The organism is Limosilactobacillus urinaemulieris, from assembly GCF_932750685.1.
Classification (GTDB): Bacteria; Bacillota; Bacilli; order Lactobacillales; family Lactobacillaceae; genus Limosilactobacillus; species Limosilactobacillus urinaemulieris.
The window spans coordinates 56,552-74,971 of the sequence record NZ_CAKOBX010000010.1; the positions used below are offsets into that span (position 1 = coordinate 56,552).

14 protein-coding genes, 1 pseudogene and 1 other annotated feature are annotated in these 18,420 nt (G+C 40.1%); of the genes and pseudogenes, 12 read left to right on the plus strand and 3 right to left on the minus strand.

The window, feature by feature from the left end:
• Positions 1–2: 2 nt before the first annotated feature.
• The 3 genes and pseudogenes from dprA to MR181_RS07735 all read left to right on the plus strand — a co-directional run bounded on the left by dprA (position 3) and on the right by MR181_RS07735 (position 4,112).
• Positions 3–853 (plus strand): annotated as a pseudogene (dprA, locus tag MR181_RS07725) (DNA-processing protein DprA).
• Between the two features lie 137 nt (positions 854–990).
• On the plus strand, positions 991–3,117 hold the full coding sequence (gene topA, locus MR181_RS07730; protein WP_242336741.1) for a type I DNA topoisomerase: 2,127 nt from the start codon (positions 991–993) through the stop codon (positions 3,115–3,117).
• 116 nt (positions 3,118–3,233) lie between these two features.
• Entirely contained in the window at positions 3,234–4,112 is an 879-nt protein-coding gene (locus tag MR181_RS07735; RefSeq protein ID WP_242336744.1) for an aldose 1-epimerase family protein, read from the plus strand.
• A gap of 47 nt (positions 4,113–4,159) precedes the next feature.
• Here the strand turns inward: MR181_RS07735 and plsY are convergent, their stop codons facing one another.
• The gene (gene plsY / locus MR181_RS07740) at positions 4,160–4,786 is read right to left on the minus strand and encodes a glycerol-3-phosphate 1-O-acyltransferase PlsY (RefSeq protein ID WP_242336747.1); all 627 of its coding nucleotides are present in this window, start codon (positions 4,784–4,786) and stop codon (positions 4,160–4,162) included.
• 220 nt (positions 4,787–5,006) lie between these two features.
• Here plsY and parE point away from each other — a divergent pair, with 220 nt between their 5' ends.
• The 7 genes from parE to msrA all read left to right on the plus strand — a co-directional run bounded on the left by parE (position 5,007) and on the right by msrA (position 14,379).
• The gene (parE, locus tag MR181_RS07745) at positions 5,007–7,037 is read left to right on the plus strand and encodes a DNA topoisomerase IV subunit B (protein ID WP_242336750.1); all 2,031 of its coding nucleotides are present in this window, start codon (positions 5,007–5,009) and stop codon (positions 7,035–7,037) included.
• A 22-nt stretch (positions 7,038–7,059) separates the two neighbouring features.
• The gene (parC, locus tag MR181_RS07750; RefSeq protein WP_242336753.1) at positions 7,060–9,531 is read left to right on the plus strand and encodes a DNA topoisomerase IV subunit A; all 2,472 of its coding nucleotides are present in this window, start codon (positions 7,060–7,062) and stop codon (positions 9,529–9,531) included.
• Positions 9,532–9,678: 147 nt separating this feature from the next.
• On the plus strand, positions 9,679–10,614 hold the full coding sequence (locus tag MR181_RS07755; protein ID WP_242336756.1) for a manganese-dependent inorganic pyrophosphatase: 936 nt from the start codon (positions 9,679–9,681) through the stop codon (positions 10,612–10,614).
• Between the two features lie 103 nt (positions 10,615–10,717).
• Positions 10,718–11,215 carry a GNAT family N-acetyltransferase gene (locus tag MR181_RS07760; protein ID WP_242336759.1) on the plus strand — a complete coding sequence of 166 codons (498 nt, stop codon included), beginning with the start codon at positions 10,718–10,720 and terminating at the stop codon, positions 11,213–11,215.
• A gap of 302 nt (positions 11,216–11,517) precedes the next feature.
• On the plus strand, positions 11,518–12,702 hold the full coding sequence (locus MR181_RS07765) for an aminotransferase class I/II-fold pyridoxal phosphate-dependent enzyme (protein ID WP_242336762.1): 1,185 nt from the start codon (positions 11,518–11,520) through the stop codon (positions 12,700–12,702).
• Positions 12,703–12,705: 3 nt separating this feature from the next.
• The gene (locus MR181_RS07770; protein WP_242336765.1) at positions 12,706–13,698 is read left to right on the plus strand and encodes an NAD(P)-dependent oxidoreductase; all 993 of its coding nucleotides are present in this window, start codon (positions 12,706–12,708) and stop codon (positions 13,696–13,698) included.
• A gap of 150 nt (positions 13,699–13,848) precedes the next feature.
• Positions 13,849–14,379, plus strand: coding sequence for a peptide-methionine (S)-S-oxide reductase MsrA (msrA, locus tag MR181_RS07775; protein ID WP_242336768.1), 531 nt, complete (start codon positions 13,849–13,851; stop codon positions 14,377–14,379).
• Between the two features lie 131 nt (positions 14,380–14,510).
• Here msrA and MR181_RS07780 read toward each other — a convergent pair whose 3' ends face one another.
• On the minus strand, positions 14,511–15,200 hold the full coding sequence (locus MR181_RS07780) for a 2-keto-4-pentenoate hydratase (protein WP_242336771.1): 690 nt from the start codon (positions 15,198–15,200) through the stop codon (positions 14,511–14,513).
• A gap of 195 nt (positions 15,201–15,395) precedes the next feature.
• Positions 15,396–15,622, minus strand: a binding site (T-box leader).
• Positions 15,623–15,839: 217 nt separating this feature from the next.
• On the opposite strand from MR181_RS07780, the gene MR181_RS07785 reads away from it, so the two are divergent.
• Together MR181_RS07785 and tpiA are read left to right on the plus strand one after the other, a co-directional pair.
• Complete coding sequence (locus MR181_RS07785; RefSeq protein ID WP_102168852.1) at positions 15,840–17,027, plus strand: aminotransferase-like domain-containing protein; 1,188 nt, start codon at positions 15,840–15,842, stop codon at positions 17,025–17,027.
• 148 nt (positions 17,028–17,175) lie between these two features.
• A complete protein-coding gene (gene tpiA, locus MR181_RS07790; protein ID WP_191910529.1) occupies positions 17,176–17,949 on the plus strand; it encodes a triose-phosphate isomerase in 774 nt (257 codons plus the stop codon).
• 59 nt (positions 17,950–18,008) lie between these two features.
• Here the strand turns inward: tpiA and MR181_RS07795 are convergent, their stop codons facing one another.
• Positions 18,009–18,416: an Asp23/Gls24 family envelope stress response protein gene (locus MR181_RS07795; RefSeq protein ID WP_191910530.1), complete on the minus strand. Its 408-nt coding sequence runs from the start codon at positions 18,414–18,416 to the stop codon at positions 18,009–18,011.
• Positions 18,417–18,420: the final 4 nt, after the last annotated feature.

An 18,420-nucleotide genomic window follows, 5' to 3' on the forward strand; every position in this document is an offset into this window, starting at 1 on the left:
TTATGTTACAAGTTCGAGAATTTTTATTAAAACTAAGCCTTTGTCCGGGATTAAGCCCAGTTTCCCGGTGGCGACTATGGCAAACAGCGGAAAAAGCACGGTCATTTAATAATCTTAGTTTGTTAATTGAACGTGCTGGTATTAGTATTCGTGCACAAAATGGGACAGTATTGAGTTACGTGAGAAAATTCAATTAAATATGAAGCAGTCATATATTACGATTGTGGATGGTGAATATCCACGACAACTAAATGAAATCTTCTGTCCACCACTAGTGCTATTTTATCAAGGTGATCTTAGACTTCTGAATACACAAGGTTTAGCGGTCGTTGGTGCTCGCCAGATGACGAGTTATGGTGAAGCAGCGTTAAAGGGGATTCTTCCAGTGATTATAAAACGGGGAATTACAATCATAAGTGGTCTAGCGGCAGGGGTTGACGGTCTAAGTCATGAGATTACATTAAAAAATCAGGGAAAGACAATTGGTGTCATTGGTTCTGGATTAGATCAAGTATATCCCCGAAATCATCAGTATCTTCAGCAAGCGGTTGCTGAGCAGGGGCTAGTGATTTCTGAGTACGGGTTAGGGGAGGAGCCATTAGCCTGGCACTTCCCGGAACGTAACAGAATTATCGCTGGTCTTGCTGAAACGCTCTTGGTTGTAGAAGCAAAGAAACGTAGCGGAAGTCTAATCACGGCAAACATTGCTTTAGAAGAAAATCGGAATGTTTGCGCAATTCCTGGACGAATTGATGCTCCGCTATCATTGGGATGTAACCAGTTAATTGCGGCGGGAGCCAAACCAATTACAGCGGCAAAGGATCTCCTTGACGAATTTCTTTTAACGAATTAATCCTTGCATTTCGGCTCCTTTTTAATTAAAATCAACATTCGATTGGATATAGTTTGACAGATACTATATAAATGCATTAATAATAGTAGTATCAGTAAGCAAGATATTTAAAAGTATAGAAGTAAGGAGCCAATATAATGGCAACTAGTACTACAAAGAAAAAGACAACGAGTAAACGAAAAACAACTCGTCGCGCAAAACAAAAAAAGAAATTAGTGATTGTTGAATCACCATCAAAGGCCAAAACAATTGGGAAGTTTTTGGGTCGCTCTTATAAGGTAGTAGCAAGTTTAGGTCACGTGCGTGATTTACCTAAGAGTCGGATGGGGGTTGATATTGAGAATGATTATCAGCCTGATTATATTTCTATCCGGGGTAAGGGTGACGTGATTAAGGAATTACGGAAAGACGCTAAAAATGCAAAAGCAGTTTACCTTGCATCAGATCCCGATCGTGAAGGAGAGGCAATTGCTTGGCACGTTTCAAATATTCTTAAGCTTGATGATTCTGAAAAAAATCGGGTAACATTTAACGAAATCACTAAGGATGCGGTTAAGGAAGCCTTCAATGAGCCACGAACTATTAACATGGATCTTGTTGATGCCCAGCAAGCACGACGAGTTCTTGATCGGTTGGTAGGTTATTCCATTAGTCCAATCCTATGGAAAAAGGTTAAGAAGGGGTTAAGTGCTGGTCGTGTTCAGTCGGTCGCCCTTAATTTAATTATCCAGCGAGAAAACGAGATTAGGAATTTTAAGCCTGAAGAGTATTGGACAATTGATGCCGAATTTAAACATAATCGTGAAAAGTTTAAGGCAACATTTTTTGGCGAAAATGGCAAGAAAGTTAGCTTAAAAAATAATAATGATGTTCAACAGGTTTTAAGTAAACTTGACAAGAATAAAGACTTTGCAATTACTAAGGTGACTAAACGGGAGCGTAAGCGTCAACCACAGCCGCCATTTACAACTTCCACGATGCAACAGGATGCTAACCGTCGTTTGAACTTCCGTACACGAAAAACAATGATGACTGCTCAAATGTTGTACGAAGGAATTGATATTAAGCAGGGGGCACCTGTCGGCTTGATCACTTATATGCGTACTGATTCCACTCGGATTGCATCAATTGCTAAGCATGAGGCCTCTAAGTTTATTCATGAAGAATATGGCGGGGAATATGCTGCAGTTAAGCCAATTAAGGGTAAGTTACCTGAGGGGGCCCAAGATGCTCACGAAGCTATCCGTCCAACGTCTGTTTTTCGTACGCCCGTCAAAATGAAGCCATATCTGACTAATGATCAATATAAATTGTATAGTTTGATCTGGTCACGGTTTGTCGCTAGTCAGATGACACCGGAAATTATTGATACAATGAATGTCAACTTGCAACAGAATAACGTTGATTTCCGAGCATCAGGTTCAAAGGTGAAGTTTGCTGGCTTTACGAAGGTCTACAAGCGGGGGAAAGAAAAGGATAACTTGCTTCCTGAACTAAAAGAAGGCGATAGTGCTCAAATGGTCAGTGATGATCCTGCCCAGCACTTCACGCAACCTCCTGCACGGTATACTGAAGCTGCCTTGATTAAGACACTTGAAGAAAACGGTGTTGGTCGTCCTTCAACCTATGCACCGACACTTGACACGATTCAGCGCCGTTATTATGTTCGCTTAGTTTCACGGCATTTTGAGCCAACGGAATTAGGAGAAATCGTCAATACAATTATCGAAAAACAGTTTCCAGACATTGTTAATGCAAAGTTTACTGCTGATGTTGAAGATAAACTTGATCAAATTGAAGAGGGGAAGCAAAATTGGGTTCGGGTTGTCGATAGTTTCTATCAACCATTCTCCAAGGAAGTTAGTACCGCTGAGAGTGAAGTTGCTAAGATCGAAATGAAAGATGAACTTGCTGGAATGGATTGTGATATTTGTGGTGCTCCAATGGTAGTTAAAATGGGGCGCTACGGTAAGTTTTATGCTTGTTCACGATTTCCTGAATGTCGGAATACAAAAGCAATCGTTAAGGATACTGGAATTCCTTGTCCAAAATGTGGTCAAGGAACGGTTGTTGAACGAAAGTCGAAAAAAAATCGTGTGTTCTACGGCTGTTCACGATATCCTGATTGTGACTTTGTTTCTTGGGATAAGCCAATTGGGCGAAACTGTCCAAAAGATGGTCATTTCCTTGTCGAAAAGAAAATCAAAGGTGGTACTCAGGTCGTTTGCCCGAATGGAGACTACGAAGAAGAACCACAAAAGTAGTATGGTAAAACCGTTTTCATAATTTTTACTAAATTTTACTATTTTACTAATTTAAAAGAACTCTCTAATTTGCTATTATGCGGTTAGAGAGCTTTTTACTAAGGAGAAATGGTACTATGATTAAGCTAGAAAACAATGATTTAACTGTTGAGATTGCTGAGCTAGGAGCCCAATTACATAGTATTCGGCGGAATGATAACCGAATTGAATATCTGTGGCAGGGAGATCCAGCTTCGTGGAAACGTCAAGCACCAATTCTTTTTCCATTCGTCGGTCGGTTAAAAGATGATCAATATGAATTTGCCGGCAAGATATACCACCAAACCCAACATGGCTTTGCCCGGGATCGTAAGTTTAAGGTTATCAACCAGACTTCTTCTCAGGTTACTCTTGAACAGACCGATAGTGAAGAAACATTAAAGGCCTTTCCGTTTGCCTTTAACCTCCGTGTAATTTATGAACTAGTTGATGACCAATTAAATGTTTGCTACTCGGTTACTAATCCTGATAGTAATCATTCATTAATTTATGCAATTGGTGCTCATCCTGGCTTTAATATGCCACTGAGCACTCAAGGTTCCTTCGAACAAGTTCAACTTAGTGTTTCTCCCGCTGAAAAGTATTCACGTGTTGTATTAAATGGACCTTATAATGATTCACAAAACCCAATCATGATTGACATGCAAAAGCCAATGACAATTAGTCATGAACTATTTGACAACGATGCAGTAATTTTTGAAACGGGTGGTGCAAAGTTTACTGCAACCTTAACCGATCCGATTAATAATCATGGTGTTCATGTTCACACTCTTGGAACTCAACATGTTGGAGTTTGGTCACCATTCCCAACTAAAGCTAATTTAGTGTGTGTAGAACCATGGTGGGGAATTGCGGACAATGTTAATGCAGATGGCAAATTGCTACATAAACAGGGGATGCATCGTTTAGTACCGCAAGATAATGCTAAGTATGAATTTAGCATCCAACCATTTTAAGATTATAAATAAAAGCAGTTCGAGAATTTGAGTTCTCAAACTGCTTTTTATTTATGATGTTTTTTCTTTAGATAATAAACAAGCCCAAAACTTACCAGGGATTCTTTGCCAGTAATGATTCGAATAATATTACTTTTATGTCGCCAAAGAACCAGTGCGGTTAAAATTCCAGCAACGCAGCTAAGAATTAGATCGTGCTCGCAAAGCGCAATGATAAATATTGAGGTAATTCCAACGATACTGGCACAACTGGCCATGCTTGTTAACAACAAAGTGATGATAAAAATTGTACAGGCAAGGGCAAATAGTGGTGGGTTGTATGCTAGTAGAATCCCTGCACTAGTTGCAACTGCTTTACCACCATGAAAATGGTCAAAGATTGAAAAAGTATGTCCTAATGAGGCAAAAATCCCAATTAATAACGGGTTTACCGAATGAGAAACCCCTAAAAGATATGGCTGACTAGCTGCTAGTGTCCCCTTGAGGACATCCATTAGGAGAACCACCACTCCAGCTTTAGGCCCCAATTCACGGAAGGTATTTGTGGTTCCAATGTTACCACTACCAAGCTTTCGAATATCTTTATGGTAAAAAGTTTGACTAATCCACAAGCCTGATGGAATAGATCCTAAAAGATAGGCAACAATCACCATTCCAATTATTTTAATTATCATTCAATTTACTCCTTAAAAATAGCTACCCACTAAAGATAGCACGAAATCCTGTTAGAAACCACTAGAGAACCTATTTTAAAATTGTAGTTTGCAAAATAAGGATTAAATGAAGTATTATCGTTATTGTTAAAGATTGTAGTATTACTATTACAATCCTGTTCGAATTACGGTATAATATATAAATCGAACAGACGTTCAAAATGAAAAGGGAGGTCATTTTGTGGCCACAAAAAAAGAAACGTATGATGCATCGTCAATTCAAGTTTTAAAAGGACTTGAGGCCGTTCGGAAACGACCAGGGATGTATATTGGATCTACCGATTCGCGAGGACTGCACCACCTCGTATACGAAATTGTTGATAATGCAGTTGATGAAGCATTATCTGGTTACGGTGACGAGATTAACGTTACGATTGAAAAAGACAATTCAATTACGGTTCAGGATCATGGTCGGGGAATGCCAGTCGGAATGCATGCTTCCGGGAAACCGACCCCTGAAGTAATTATGACGGTTCTTCATGCTGGTGGTAAGTTCGGTCAATCAGATGGTTATAAGACTTCTGGTGGACTTCATGGGGTTGGTGCTTCAGTAGTTAATGCTTTATCAACTAACCTTACTCTAACGATTGTCCGTGATCATGAACGCTATCAAGAAAAATTTAAGGATGGCGGTCAGCCAATTGGTACCTTAAAGAAACTCGGTCATACAAATGCCGGCAACGGAACAACGGTATCCTTCAAGCCTGATCCAAGCATCTTTACGACAACTGTTTATGATTACAATACCTTAGCAAATAGGTTGCGAGAATCTGCCTTTCTGTTAAAGGGAATTAAAATTGTTCTAACTGATAAGCGGCAGGATCATGAGAAGCAAGATATTTTTCAATATAAAGATGGTATTCAAGAATTTGTCACTTACTTGAATGAAGGTAAAGATACTTTAGGTAAAGTCTTATACTTTGATGGTAGTCAGGATGACGTTGAGGTCGAGGTCGCTGCCCAATATAATGATGGTTACTCTGAATCATTGCTTTCCTTTGTTAATAATGTTCGCACGCCAGATGGCGGAACGCATGAGGCTGGTTTTAGGAGTGCTTGGACCAAGACTTTTAACGAGTACGCCCATAAGGTTGGATTGCTGAAGGATAAGGACAAGAATCTTGAAGGAAGTGATGTTCGTGAGGGACTGACTGCTGTTGTTTCTGTTCGAATTCCTGAACGAATTTTGCAATTTGAAGGTCAGACAAAAGATAAGTTAGGAACTCCGGAAGCACGGAAAATTGTGGATTCCATTGTAAGCGAGCAGCTCGGTTATGCATTAATGGAGAATGGCGATTTTGCCCAGATGCTGATTCGAAAGTCAATCAAGGCCCGTGAAGCTCGTGAAGCAGCGCGAAAGGCAAGGAACCAAGCTCGTGGCGGCAAACGTAAGAGTCGAAAAGAACGAAACCTTTCTGGAAAACTAACTCCAGCACAATCAAAGAATGCTAAAAAGAATGAACTATTCTTGGTCGAAGGGGATTCTGCTGGTGGCTCTGCTAAACAGGGACGTGACCGGAAATACCAAGCCATTTTACCGTTACGGGGAAAAGTCTTAAATACTGAAAAGGCTAAGCTTGATGATGTGTTAAAGAATGAAGAGTTAAACACAATTATTTATACAGTTGGTGCAGGTGCTGGCTCTGAGTTTAATGTTGACGATTCAAACTACGATAAAATTATTATCATGACAGATGCTGATGATGATGGAGCACATATTCAAATCTTGCTATTGACATTCTTTTACAAGTACATGCGACCAATGATTGAGGCCGGGAAAATTTATATCGCCTTGCCACCGTTATATCGTTTACAAACTGGACGGGGTGCTAAAACTAAGATCACCTATGCATGGACCAATGATGAATTGACAGAACTGACCAAGAAAGCAGGGAAGAATGCTCAATTACAACGGTTTAAGGGACTTGGTGAAATGAATGCCGATCAATTATGGGAAACAACAATGAACCCTGAAACACGGACATTGATTCAAGTACGAATTGAGGATGCCGAGTTAGCTGAACGTCGGGTAACAACTTTGATGGGGAATAAGGTCGAGCCACGGCGGAAATGGATTGAAGATAATGTTCACTTTACTCTTAGTGATGATAAAGAATCGGATGAATTAGTGGAGAATAAGGGACACTTATCAAGTCATAATGGACAACCAATAAAAGCTAAAAAGACTTTTAACCAAGAGGCACTTTTTTAGGTAAGCAGAAAGGAACATTACAGTGAGAGACGGTAAAATTGAAAAAATGACCTTGGAACAATTGATGGGGGATCGTTTTGGTCGTTATTCAAAGTCAATTATTCAAGAACGGGCATTGCCTGATATTCGGGATGGCTTAAAACCAGTTCAACGGCGGATCTTATTTGCAATGAATAAGGATGGAAACACCTACGATAAGGGATTCCGGAAATCAGCCAAGTCTGTCGGTAACGTCATGGGTAATTTCCACCCCCACGGAGACAGTTCAATTTACGAAGCATTAGTTCGTCTAAGTCAAGATTGGAAGCTCCGGGAACCATTAATTGAAATGCACGGGAATAATGGTTCAATGGATGGTGATCCAGCTGCGGCAATGAGGTATACGGAAGCACGGTTAAGCAAAATTGCTGGATTAATGCTTCAGGACATTGATAAAGATACCGTTGAAATGACGTTAAACTTTGACGACACTGAAAAGGAACCGACAGTCTTACCAGCACGAATTCCCAATCTTCTTGTTAATGGTGCTACCGGTATTTCAGCAGGATACGCAACAGAAATACCAACGCATAACCTTGGTGAAGTACTGGATGCTTTGGTTTACCTTCTAAATAATCCAGATGCTAGTTTAGAGAAACTAATGGAATTTATACCGGGTCCTGACTTTCCAACCGGAGGGATTATTCAAGGAATTGATGGTATTCGAAAGGCTTACCAAACAGGTCGCGGGCGAATTGTTGTTCGTGCTAGAACTGAGATTGAGACACTTCGCGGTGGTCGCCAACAAATTAACGTAACCGAAATTCCTTATGAGGTTAATAAGGCTCAACTAGTCAAGCGGATTAATGATCTTCGTCTAGCTAAGAAGGTGGAGGGGATTGCCGAAGCACGTGACGAAACGGATCGTAGTGGCTTGCGGATTGCCATCGAGTTAAAGCGTGGTGCTAATGCTCAGGGGATCCTTAATTACCTTCTTAAAAATACTGATTTGCAAATTAACTATAATTTCAACATGGTTGCGATTGATGAGCAGCGACCAATGCGGGTAGGGTTAAAACGAATTTTAACCTCATATCTTTCCTTTCAGAAGCAAATTATTCGACGACGGACACAATTCAACCTAAATAAGGCCCAACATCGTCTCCACATTGTTGAAGGATTGATTAAAGCTTTATCAATCTTAGATCAAGTAATTAAGACTATTCGTGGAAGTAAAAATCGAAAAGATGCTAAGGAAAACCTGATTAGCCAGTATGCATTCTCCGCAGAACAAGCAGAAGCAATTGTTACTCTGCAACTTTATCGGTTAACGAATACTGATGTTACTGAGCTCAAGGATGAACAGCAAAATCTAAACCAGCAAATTGAAGAATTCCAATTAATCCTAACAAATGATCAAGAATTAGCTAATGTCCTCCGGAGAGAAATGTTAGCAATTAAGAAAGAGTTTGGTAACCCACGACGCACAAAGATTGAAAGTCATGTAGAGAAGTTAAAAGTTGATACTAAGGTAACGGTAGCAAAAGAAGACGTTATTCTCTTGGTTTCTCACGCGGGATATATTAAGCGATCAAGTGTACGCTCATTTAAGGCATCACCAATAGACGAAAACGGTCTTCGTGAAGATGATTACCCGATTTTAATTCAAGAAACAAATACTTTAGCGCACTTGTTTATGTTTACCAATTTTGGAAATGTTATTTACCGACCTGTTCATGAAATTACCGATGCCCGGTGGAAGGATACTGGAGAGCATATTTCACAGACGATTGGTTTAGCAGAAAACGAGCATATCATAAAAGCAATGGTCTTTGATAAGTTGGATCAACCAGGAACCATCATTATGGGAACAAACGATGGTCAGATCAAGCAGTCGGCATTTACAGATTATAAGCCAGGGAGTCGTTATAAGAGTCGAACAATGACTGGGATTAAGTTAAAGAGCGACGAATCGAGGTTAGTAAGTGTTGATTATTACGAACCAGCAAATGAAAATCGGTCGCTCCTTGTGATTAGTCATGAGGGGTATGCGGTTCGATTTGATGTTGCTGATGTTCCCGTTACTGGTTTACGAACTGGTGGGGTTCGGGCAATAAACTTAAAAGATACTGATTATGCCACTGACTTTACTCTAGTTTCTGAAAGGCAAAACTTGGCAATGATTACCCAACGTGGGGCCTTTAAAGAAATGGCAAGCTCTGAAATTGAAGTTGGAGCTCGTGCTCGTCGTGGAGAATTAGTGATTCATAGAATTAAGAACCATCCTCATAAGATTGTCGACTTTCTTGCTTATGATCCAGGTAATCATGATATTCTTGAAATTATTACTGATCGACCTGCTTTCCAGGATGTTGCAGTAGATGATCACCACCTTGGAACTGCCAAATCAAACGGGACATTTGTTGTTGATACTGATACCCAAGGAACACCTGTAAAATTAAAGCGTAAACAAGTTAATATCTTAAATGAAGAACCAATAAGTCAGGAGAATTAATAAGCTTTCTCTACTTTTCTTTATTTTCGGTGAGATATTTTATAATTATCTCACCAAGCTGGTGCTTCCATGATAGAATAGAAATTGTAGATTGTTTCATGTCTTAGTACTTACGGACAATATCGAAACAAACAGGAGGAATTTTAAATGAGTAACAAAGAATTAGTTTTTGGTCATCAGAATCCAGATACTGATGCGATTACAGCTGCAATGGCTTTTTCATACTTTCAAAATCAATTAGGTTACGAAACTGAAGCTGTTGCTCTTGGTGAACCTAACGACGAAACAAAGTATGCCTTAGATCACTTTGGAATGAAGACGCCTCGGGTAGTTAAGACCGTTGCAAACGAAGTTGACAAGGTTATGCTTGTTGACCATAACGAACCACAACAAAGTGTTAGCGATCTTGATAAGGTTACTGTTACTCACTTGGTTGATCACCACCGAATTGCTAACTTTAACACTGCTCAACCACTTTGGATTACTGCTCGTCCATATGGTTGTGTAAGTACTATTATCACTGAATTATTCCAAGAAAAGCACATTAATATTCCAGCAGACCTTGCCGGGATGATGCTTTCAGCAATTATCTCAGACACATTACTTTTGAAGTCACCAACCACAACTGATCATGATCGTGAAGCTGTTAAGTACTTAGCAAGAGTTGCTGGTGTTGAAGACTACGAAAAGTATGGAATCGCCATGCTAAAGGCCGGCACTAACATTGCTAAGAAGACGGATAACGAAATTGTCGATGGTGATGCAAAGACATTTGAACTTGGTGGTACTAAGTTACGAATCGGCCAAGTTAATACCGTTGACTTAGATGACGTTTTCTCCCGTCAAGCTGATCTTGAAAAGGAAATGCACAACTTAATGGATCAAAATGGCTACGAGACCTTTGTACTAATGGTTACTAACATTTTAAATAGTGATACTGACCTCTTTGTTGTTGGTGACCATACTGATACAGTTGAAAAGGCCTTTGGGAAGAAGCTTGATAATAAGCGGATGAACTTGCCAGGTGTTGTTTCCCGGAAGAAGCAAGTTGTTCCTCCATTGACAGACGCTTTTGAAGGATAATGACTTTATTTCTTTAATCATTAACATTCAATTTAATAATGTAATAAAGTGAAAAACTCCTATAATAAGATATTAAATTATTCTTATTATGGGAGTTTTATTTATGGAATTCGAATTTTCACTTGCAAATGAAGAGGATCTACCAAGAATTGTTGATATTTATAATCAGATCATCCCATCCCGTCTTGCTACAGCTGATTTAGAGCCAGTAACCGTTGCTGACCGAGAAGTGTGGTACCATTCATTTACTAAGACTCATCCATTGTGGGTTATCAAAAATAATAAGCAAAGAGTGGTGGGATGGGTAGGCCTTGAACCGTTTTATGGTCGACCAGCCTATGAGCATACCTGCGAAATAGCGATTTATATTGATAAAACCGTTCGTCATCATGGGCTTGGAACACAAGCAATTAATTTTGTGATTAGTCAATTACCTCAACTGGGAATTACAGCAATCGTAGCCTATATTTTTGGTCATAATTTGCCAAGCTTAGGATTATTCAAGTCATTTAATTTTACGGAATGGGGAAGGTTGCCTCGAGTAGCAGAACTTGATGGTGTTCAGCGGGATCTCGTAATAATGGGGAGAAGGTTCGACTAGAATAGTAGCTAAAAAACTAACTTAACCTGAAATACAGGTTGACAAATATTAGAATATGATTAAAATAATTAGTAATTACTTAAAGGAGGAGCATAATGATGAATGCTTTAGTTCAATCAAATATTAAAGCGTATGCCTTCTGGTTTAGCGATTAATTATCCGCTAACCAGCAGTGCTCTTCATTGTGCGTTCCCGGATAGTTGTTAACCTTAAACCATCCGGGACTCTACTAATTCTGACTTAGTCATTATAGCCCTGGGTGGATGTAACCATCGAGGACTTTTTTATTTGGAGGGAAAATTATGCCAGCAACTAAGTCACAATTATTAAATAACTTGAATACAAATTTCAGTCGATTAAAGCCAGTGGGAATTCGGGAGTTCGATTACAAGGCTAGCGCAATTCCCGGGATCATTAAATTAACGCTTGGGGAGCCTGATTTCAACGTTCCTGAGGTGATGAAGAAGGCGGCAATTGACAGTATTGAGAATAATGATTCCCACTATGCGCCGGGTAGCGGATCGATCCAATTACGGAAAGCAATCGCTAAATTTATGGCTGATCGGTATGGACTAGATTATGATCCAATAAGTGAGGTAGCTGTTATAGTTGGGGCAACTGAAGGAATTTATGCTTCATTATCAGCCCTAGTCAATCCAGGGGATGAGGTTTTAATTACTACCCCAACTTTCCCGCTATACATGGCGGTAACGACTATCCTTGGCGGAGAACCCGTTGAAATTGATACTAGTAATGACCAATTTGTTCTAACACCTGAAAAGCTTCGTCAAGCAATCACAGAACATCCTCGTGCCAAAGCAATTATCTTGAATTACCCATCAAACCCGACCGGTGTTACTTATACTCGTGAGCAAATCCAACAGTTGGCAGCCGCAATTGATCAAACTAATTTGGTTGTCATCGCGGATGAAATATACTCAGAGTTAGTCTACAGTGGTCAGCATACTTCGATCGCAGAATTTATTCCGGGACAAACCTTAGTCTTAAATGGGGCTTCGAAGTCACAAGCAATGACTGGATACCGGGTCGGCTTTATTGCGGGACCACAAGAATTAATGAAGCCAGTATCTGCCATTCATGCCATGATGGTTACCGCTGCTGCGGATCCAATGATGGCAGCGGCAGCTAAGGGATTTGCTAGTGAAGCTGGAAAACAAGCGACCCTCAAAATGAAGACGGCTTACAAGCAGCGTCGCGATACCTTAGTTCCGGCATTACGCAAGCTCGGCTTTGAAATTACTAACCCTAATGGTGCTTTCTATGTCTTTGCTAAATTACCGGAACGTTTTGGAACTGACGACGTAAAATTCGCTACTGAACTGGCTGAACAAGGAAAAGTGGCTGTAATTCCTGGTTCATACTTCGGGGCTGGTGGTAGTGGCTACCTAAGGATTAGTTACGCAACAAGCATGACGGACATTAAGGAAGCAATTAAACGAATTAGCCAATTTGTAAAGGAGGACTAACCAATGACCCAAATTTTAATGACAAGTGTCCGGGACGATGAACAAGCAGCAATTAAGGAATTCGCCAAGGAAAATAATGTTGAAATTATTACTACCGAAAAATTAATTGATGATGCCGTGGGTCTTACAAAAGATGTTGATGGCCTGGTTATCCAACAACGAAGTAAGCTGCCCACATCAATCTACGCTAAATTACGTGAGAATGGCTTAAAACAAATTGCTACTCGAACCGCTGGCTTTGATATGATTGATCTTGATGAGGCACGGGCCAATAATTTAACAGTAACAAATGTTCCGGCTTACTCACCAAGAAGTGTTGCTGAACATGCGCTAATGCAGATTTTCCGGTTATTACGGAAAGCTTACCGGTTTGATGCTCAGGTAGCGGCTAATGATTACCGGTGGTTTAGCGATGAGCAAGCACTGGAAATTCATACAGCAACTATCGGAATCATTGGTGTTGGTCGAATTGGCGGAACGTTAGCTAAGCTATTAAAAGCTTTAGGGGCAACGGTTCTAGGGTTTGATACTAAACCGCGAGAAGAAATGAAAGAAATTGTTGAATACGTTACGAAAGAAGAACTTTTACAGCGGTCAGATGTAGTATCATTACACGTTGATCTGAACCCGACCTCGGTTGGGTTAATAACTGCGAAGGATTTTGCCTTGATGAAATCAAGTGCTGGTTTAGTGAATGCTAGTCGAGGCCCAGTGGTGAATACGGCTGATTTAGTAGCTGCCTTGAAAACAAAGAAAATAGCTGCAGCTGCTTTAGATACCTTTGAGGGTGAAAATGAGGTTGTTATGACTGATCGTCGGCAAACGGGTCTTGGTGATGTACCATTGGTTGCGGAACTTCATTCAATGGATAATGTGATTCTGACCCCGCATATTGCTTTCTTTACTAATTTGGCCGTAAAAAATATGGTTGATTTTGCTCTTGAAGATGTTTTAACGGTTCTTGCGGGAGAAAAATCACCGCATGAAGTAAACTGATCTTATTAAGTTATAGCCACTTTTGTAGAATAGGACGGGGTATTTTTCTCATTTGTTTTTAATTCTAATAAATATATGTTAGAATACCTACAATTTATAATCTGGGCTAATATATTAGATATTGCTAGACGACGAAAGAGGTTGATATAGATGAGTTTAGACACAGCAATCTTTGCAGGCGGATGTTTTTGGTGCATGGTTCAGCCGTTTGATACTTATCCGGGAATTAAATCGGTTGTTTCCGGGTATACTGGAGGAGATGTCCCTAATCCAACCTATGAAGAGGTTTGTTCAGGGAAGACCGGGCATACTGAAGCGGTCAAGATTACCTTTGATCCTGATGTCATTTCATATGATGATCTGGTAACAATTTATTGGCACCAAACCGACCCAACTGATGCAATGGGGCAATTCCAGGATCGTGGGGACAATTACCGGCCAGTAATTTTTGTTAATAGTCCTCAACAACGTGAGATTGCCGAAAAATCAAAGGCTGCTCTTCAAGCTAGTGGGCAATTTGGAAATGATAAGATTGTTACTCAAATTGAAGATGCTAAGCCTTTTTATCCTGCAGAGGATTACCATCAAGACTTCTATAAGAAGAATCCAGAACGGTACGCTCTTCAAGAGGCTGGTGGTAGAGAACAATTTAAGCAACAACATTGGAATAACAAGGATTAATAAAAAACTCTCGTGACTTTTTATAGTGAAGTCACGAGAGTTTTTGTTATCTAGCTGGATAGATAAATTTAACAAGATTATGAGGCTTATTAGTTTTGTTGATTATCACTTAATTTCATCTAGTCATCCCCCTAGTTGACATTTAAATCGACATTACCAAGTTGGTGATCAAAATTGACAGCCCAATGTCCTTCCTTGAGATGAGGCGGTAAAACGAACGTTCCAGAAGAAACCAGTTGACCTTCTTTAAATTGCTTGCCTTGTTCTTCAAGCTTCTTGACAAGCCATTGAAGAGATTTGAGTGGGTTGCCAAGAGCCTCTTTTCCATAAACAACTAATCCGCCAACAGCACAATCTGACATGACATTGTATTTACCGAGACTCGGGAACCAATCCTTAAATCGAGAATCCGGTACTTCTAGTGCACCCGCAACTGTTGTCTTGTTTAAGAGATCTTCTAATGAATCATTACTCGTTAAGTCAGTAGTTGCACGAAAGGCTAATTCAACTTCGACTAATGGCTCCATCAGGTCATTTAAGTTGACGTTTGCTGGAGCAGGGAGAAAACGACGATTAACCTGTTGACCATATAAGGGTGAATCCGCGTCAAACATATCTTGGGTTTGTTTACTTGTAAGTGACACTTTATATCCACCAACGGGGACGCCCTTAAGCCGCATTACCTCATCTTGAACAGCGTATGCAGTATCGTCATCTTCCACAACACCTTTCCAGTCTTTTTCTTCTAATGGCTTGCCAGTTAGGGTTGCATCGTAAAGAGCCATTGCAAATTCTTTTTGGTTAGCGTTTAATGTTGTCATAATTGATTCCTCCAATTTTTAGTTATTTATGATTATCATCACCATCAAAAATGCCAACACTGATGAGAATCATTATTTTTAATTATTTCTCGAATGTTGCTAATGTCGCTAATGTCACTATCTTTCATGATCCTCACCTCACTTAAAAATAAATTTCAAAGTAAACAAAAACCCTTCAAGCACAATTGAATATGCTTGAAGGGCGACGTTGCCGCGGTACCACCTTCATTTATGGAAAGAGTCCACATCTTGAACCAGACAAATCTATCTGGAGCCAGGATAATGGTTGGCAGCCAGGCAACCTTACTTAGTTCAGGAGCCAATTCACAGGGGATTTAACATTGATTAACGTTGCTTAGTTCACACCAGCCACTAAGTCTCTGAACCAGTCAACCAGGTTACTTCCTGTTCGGTATCTTTAACGTGTTTACATTTGATGCTTCGTATTCTACTCATTAAATTCTAATCTGTCAACCGTAAAATTTAATTTTTTATTATTTTGTTAATCCCTTATATGAAGAAATTAAATTTATAAATCATTTAGAAACGTATGGGGCACAATTAGGGGGTTCACAAGTCGAAGTTTGTATTGTAAACTACTCAACAATTACAAAATGATGAGAAAGAGGAGTGGTAACGATGTTTAAATTTTCAAAAAGAGTTCCTGCTGACGGGACAGATGCTGTTGGTGCAATCTTAAAAGCGGCGGCTGATCCAAAAATTATTTCATTTGCAGGTGGATTACCGGCTCCTGAACTATTTCCAGTTGAAGGGATGAAGAAGGCCACCGATAAGGTTTATGCAGAGCATGGTCAGCAAGCACTTCAGTATGGAGCTGCCAAGGGGGTAACCGAGCTGCGTGAACTGATCCTTAAGCGAGTAAAGGAAAAGGAGAATGTTGATGCCAAATTAGAGAATGTTATGGTAACAACAGGTTCTGAACAGGCAATTGATCTGGTCGGAAAGGCATTTGTGAATCCTGGTGATACAGTTCTTGTAGAGGAACCGACTTATCTTTGTGCTCTCGATGTTTTCCGTTCATATGGCGCTAATTTTGTTAGTGTGCCGATGGATGAGGACGGAATGAAGATGGACGCTCTGGAAGAAGCACTTAAGGCTCATCCAGAAACAGCGCTGGTTTATACAGTACCAAACTTCCAAAACCCAACTGGACGGACCATGCCGGCAGAACGACGCAAGAAGTTTGCGGAATTGGCAGCAAAATACGATGTTCCAGTTCTTGAGGATAACCCGTATGGTGATATTCGCTTTGCAGGAGAACACGTACCTTCTGTTAAGTCATTTGATCATGCAGGGAAAGTCTTTTACATGAGTACGTTCTCAAAGATTCTCGCTCCGGGATTCCGTCTTGGCTGGTTAGTAGCGGATCCGAAGGTCATTGAAAAGTTAACTGTGCTAAAGCAATCTGCTGATCTTCATACGGATAACCTCGTTCAGTATGTAGTTACTGAATTCTTTAAGGAAAATGATGTTGACGCCCACGTTAAGGAAATTAGTGATCTTTACGGGAAGCGGAAGCAACTGATGATTGATGGGATTAAGAAGTACTTCCCGAAGGATGTTAAGTACACTGATCCAGAAGGTGGAATGTTCCTTTGGGTTGAAGTACCTGGTGTCACTGATACTGTTGAACTCTTTAAACAGTGTCTTGAACACAATGTTGCCTTTGTTCCTGGTGATCCATTCTTTGCTGGCAAGCCACAACCAGGAACATTCCGGTTGAATTACTCTAATATGCAGGAAGACCAAATTGAGGTCGGATTAAAGCGGCTTGGTGAAGCACTTTCACAGGCTCTCGAAGCATAATTATCAAATAGTTCTTAAAGGATGCACGATGATGGTGTTCTTTAAGAACCATTTGCGTTTAAAAACACTATCTTTCTTTGTTTGGTAGATAATTGTAAAATATAAGATGATTAGCCAAACGGAAGAAATGTTAGAAAGGGTTAAAATTATGCGTAAACCATTTATCGTTGCAAATTGGAAGATGCACAAAAACGTCAAGGAGTCAGTTGATTTTGTTAACCAGATCAAATCAAAGCTTCCTGATCCTAATAAGATGGAGGTTGGCATTGCAGCACAAGCATTTGCCTTGCCAAGCATGGTTGAAGCAGCAGGAAATTCAGGCCTGAGAATTATCGCCCAAAACGCTGCTGCGGAATACTCTGGTCCATATACAGGTGAAGTAAGTCTTCGTGGTTTAGCAGATGCTGGAGTCTCGTATGTCATGTTGGGTCATATTGAGCGACGGCGATTATTTGGTGAAACAAATGCTAGCGTACACAAGAAGGTTCAAGCAGCCCTTCAACGTGGTGTTACCCCAATTATCTGTACAGATGAAACAATGGTGCAGCAGGTGGTTAATGATGAAATTCACTATGTCTTCCACCAACTGATGACCGTTTTGCACGGTGTTTCGTTGGATCAGATCAAGCAGGTTGTCATCTCCTACGAACCTAGTTGGGCAGTTGGTGCAGGGCAACACGCTAATCCGACCTTGGCCGAAGAAGGATGTCGACTAATCCGTCAGACAATTGCTGAATATTATAGCTATGAGATTGCGGATAAGATTCGAATCCTTTATGGGGGAAGTGTTAATCCTAATAATATTAAGGATATTATTGATAAACCCGATATTGATGGTGCGTTAATTGGCCGGGCAAGTTTGGACCTGGATAATTTCTTAAAAATGATTTCCAATGCTCAGTTAACACTAAAAGAAGAATAATAAAAAGTTCCTAGTACTCAATTTACGAATACTAGGAACTTTTAAGCTAGGGTAAGCTATTAGTTTACTTGCTTATCGTCATCCTTCTTTAATTCTTCACGAGTCTTCACGTCATTAACGTGTAATTCGAACTTAACTAATTTCAAGCCGGTCATCTTATCTAGGGCGCTGTCAATCTCTTTACAGACTGCTTCAAAAATTTCTGGTGCGCTTTTACCATATTCAATTGTGGCATCCATTTTAATTGCGACTTGTTTTTCACCTACGTCAGCATCGATTCCCTTGGTCATATTATTACCGGAGGAAACTTTATCCGCGAATTCAGAGAACATGTTGCCGTCAAGGGAGATAATTCCTGGAACTCGAGTAGCTGTGATCCCAGCAATCTTCTCAATTACACTGTCATCAAAAGTTAGGTGTTGGTCAACATTAGTTTTAGTGGTTTGGTTTGTGTTTGTAGTTGTCATAATT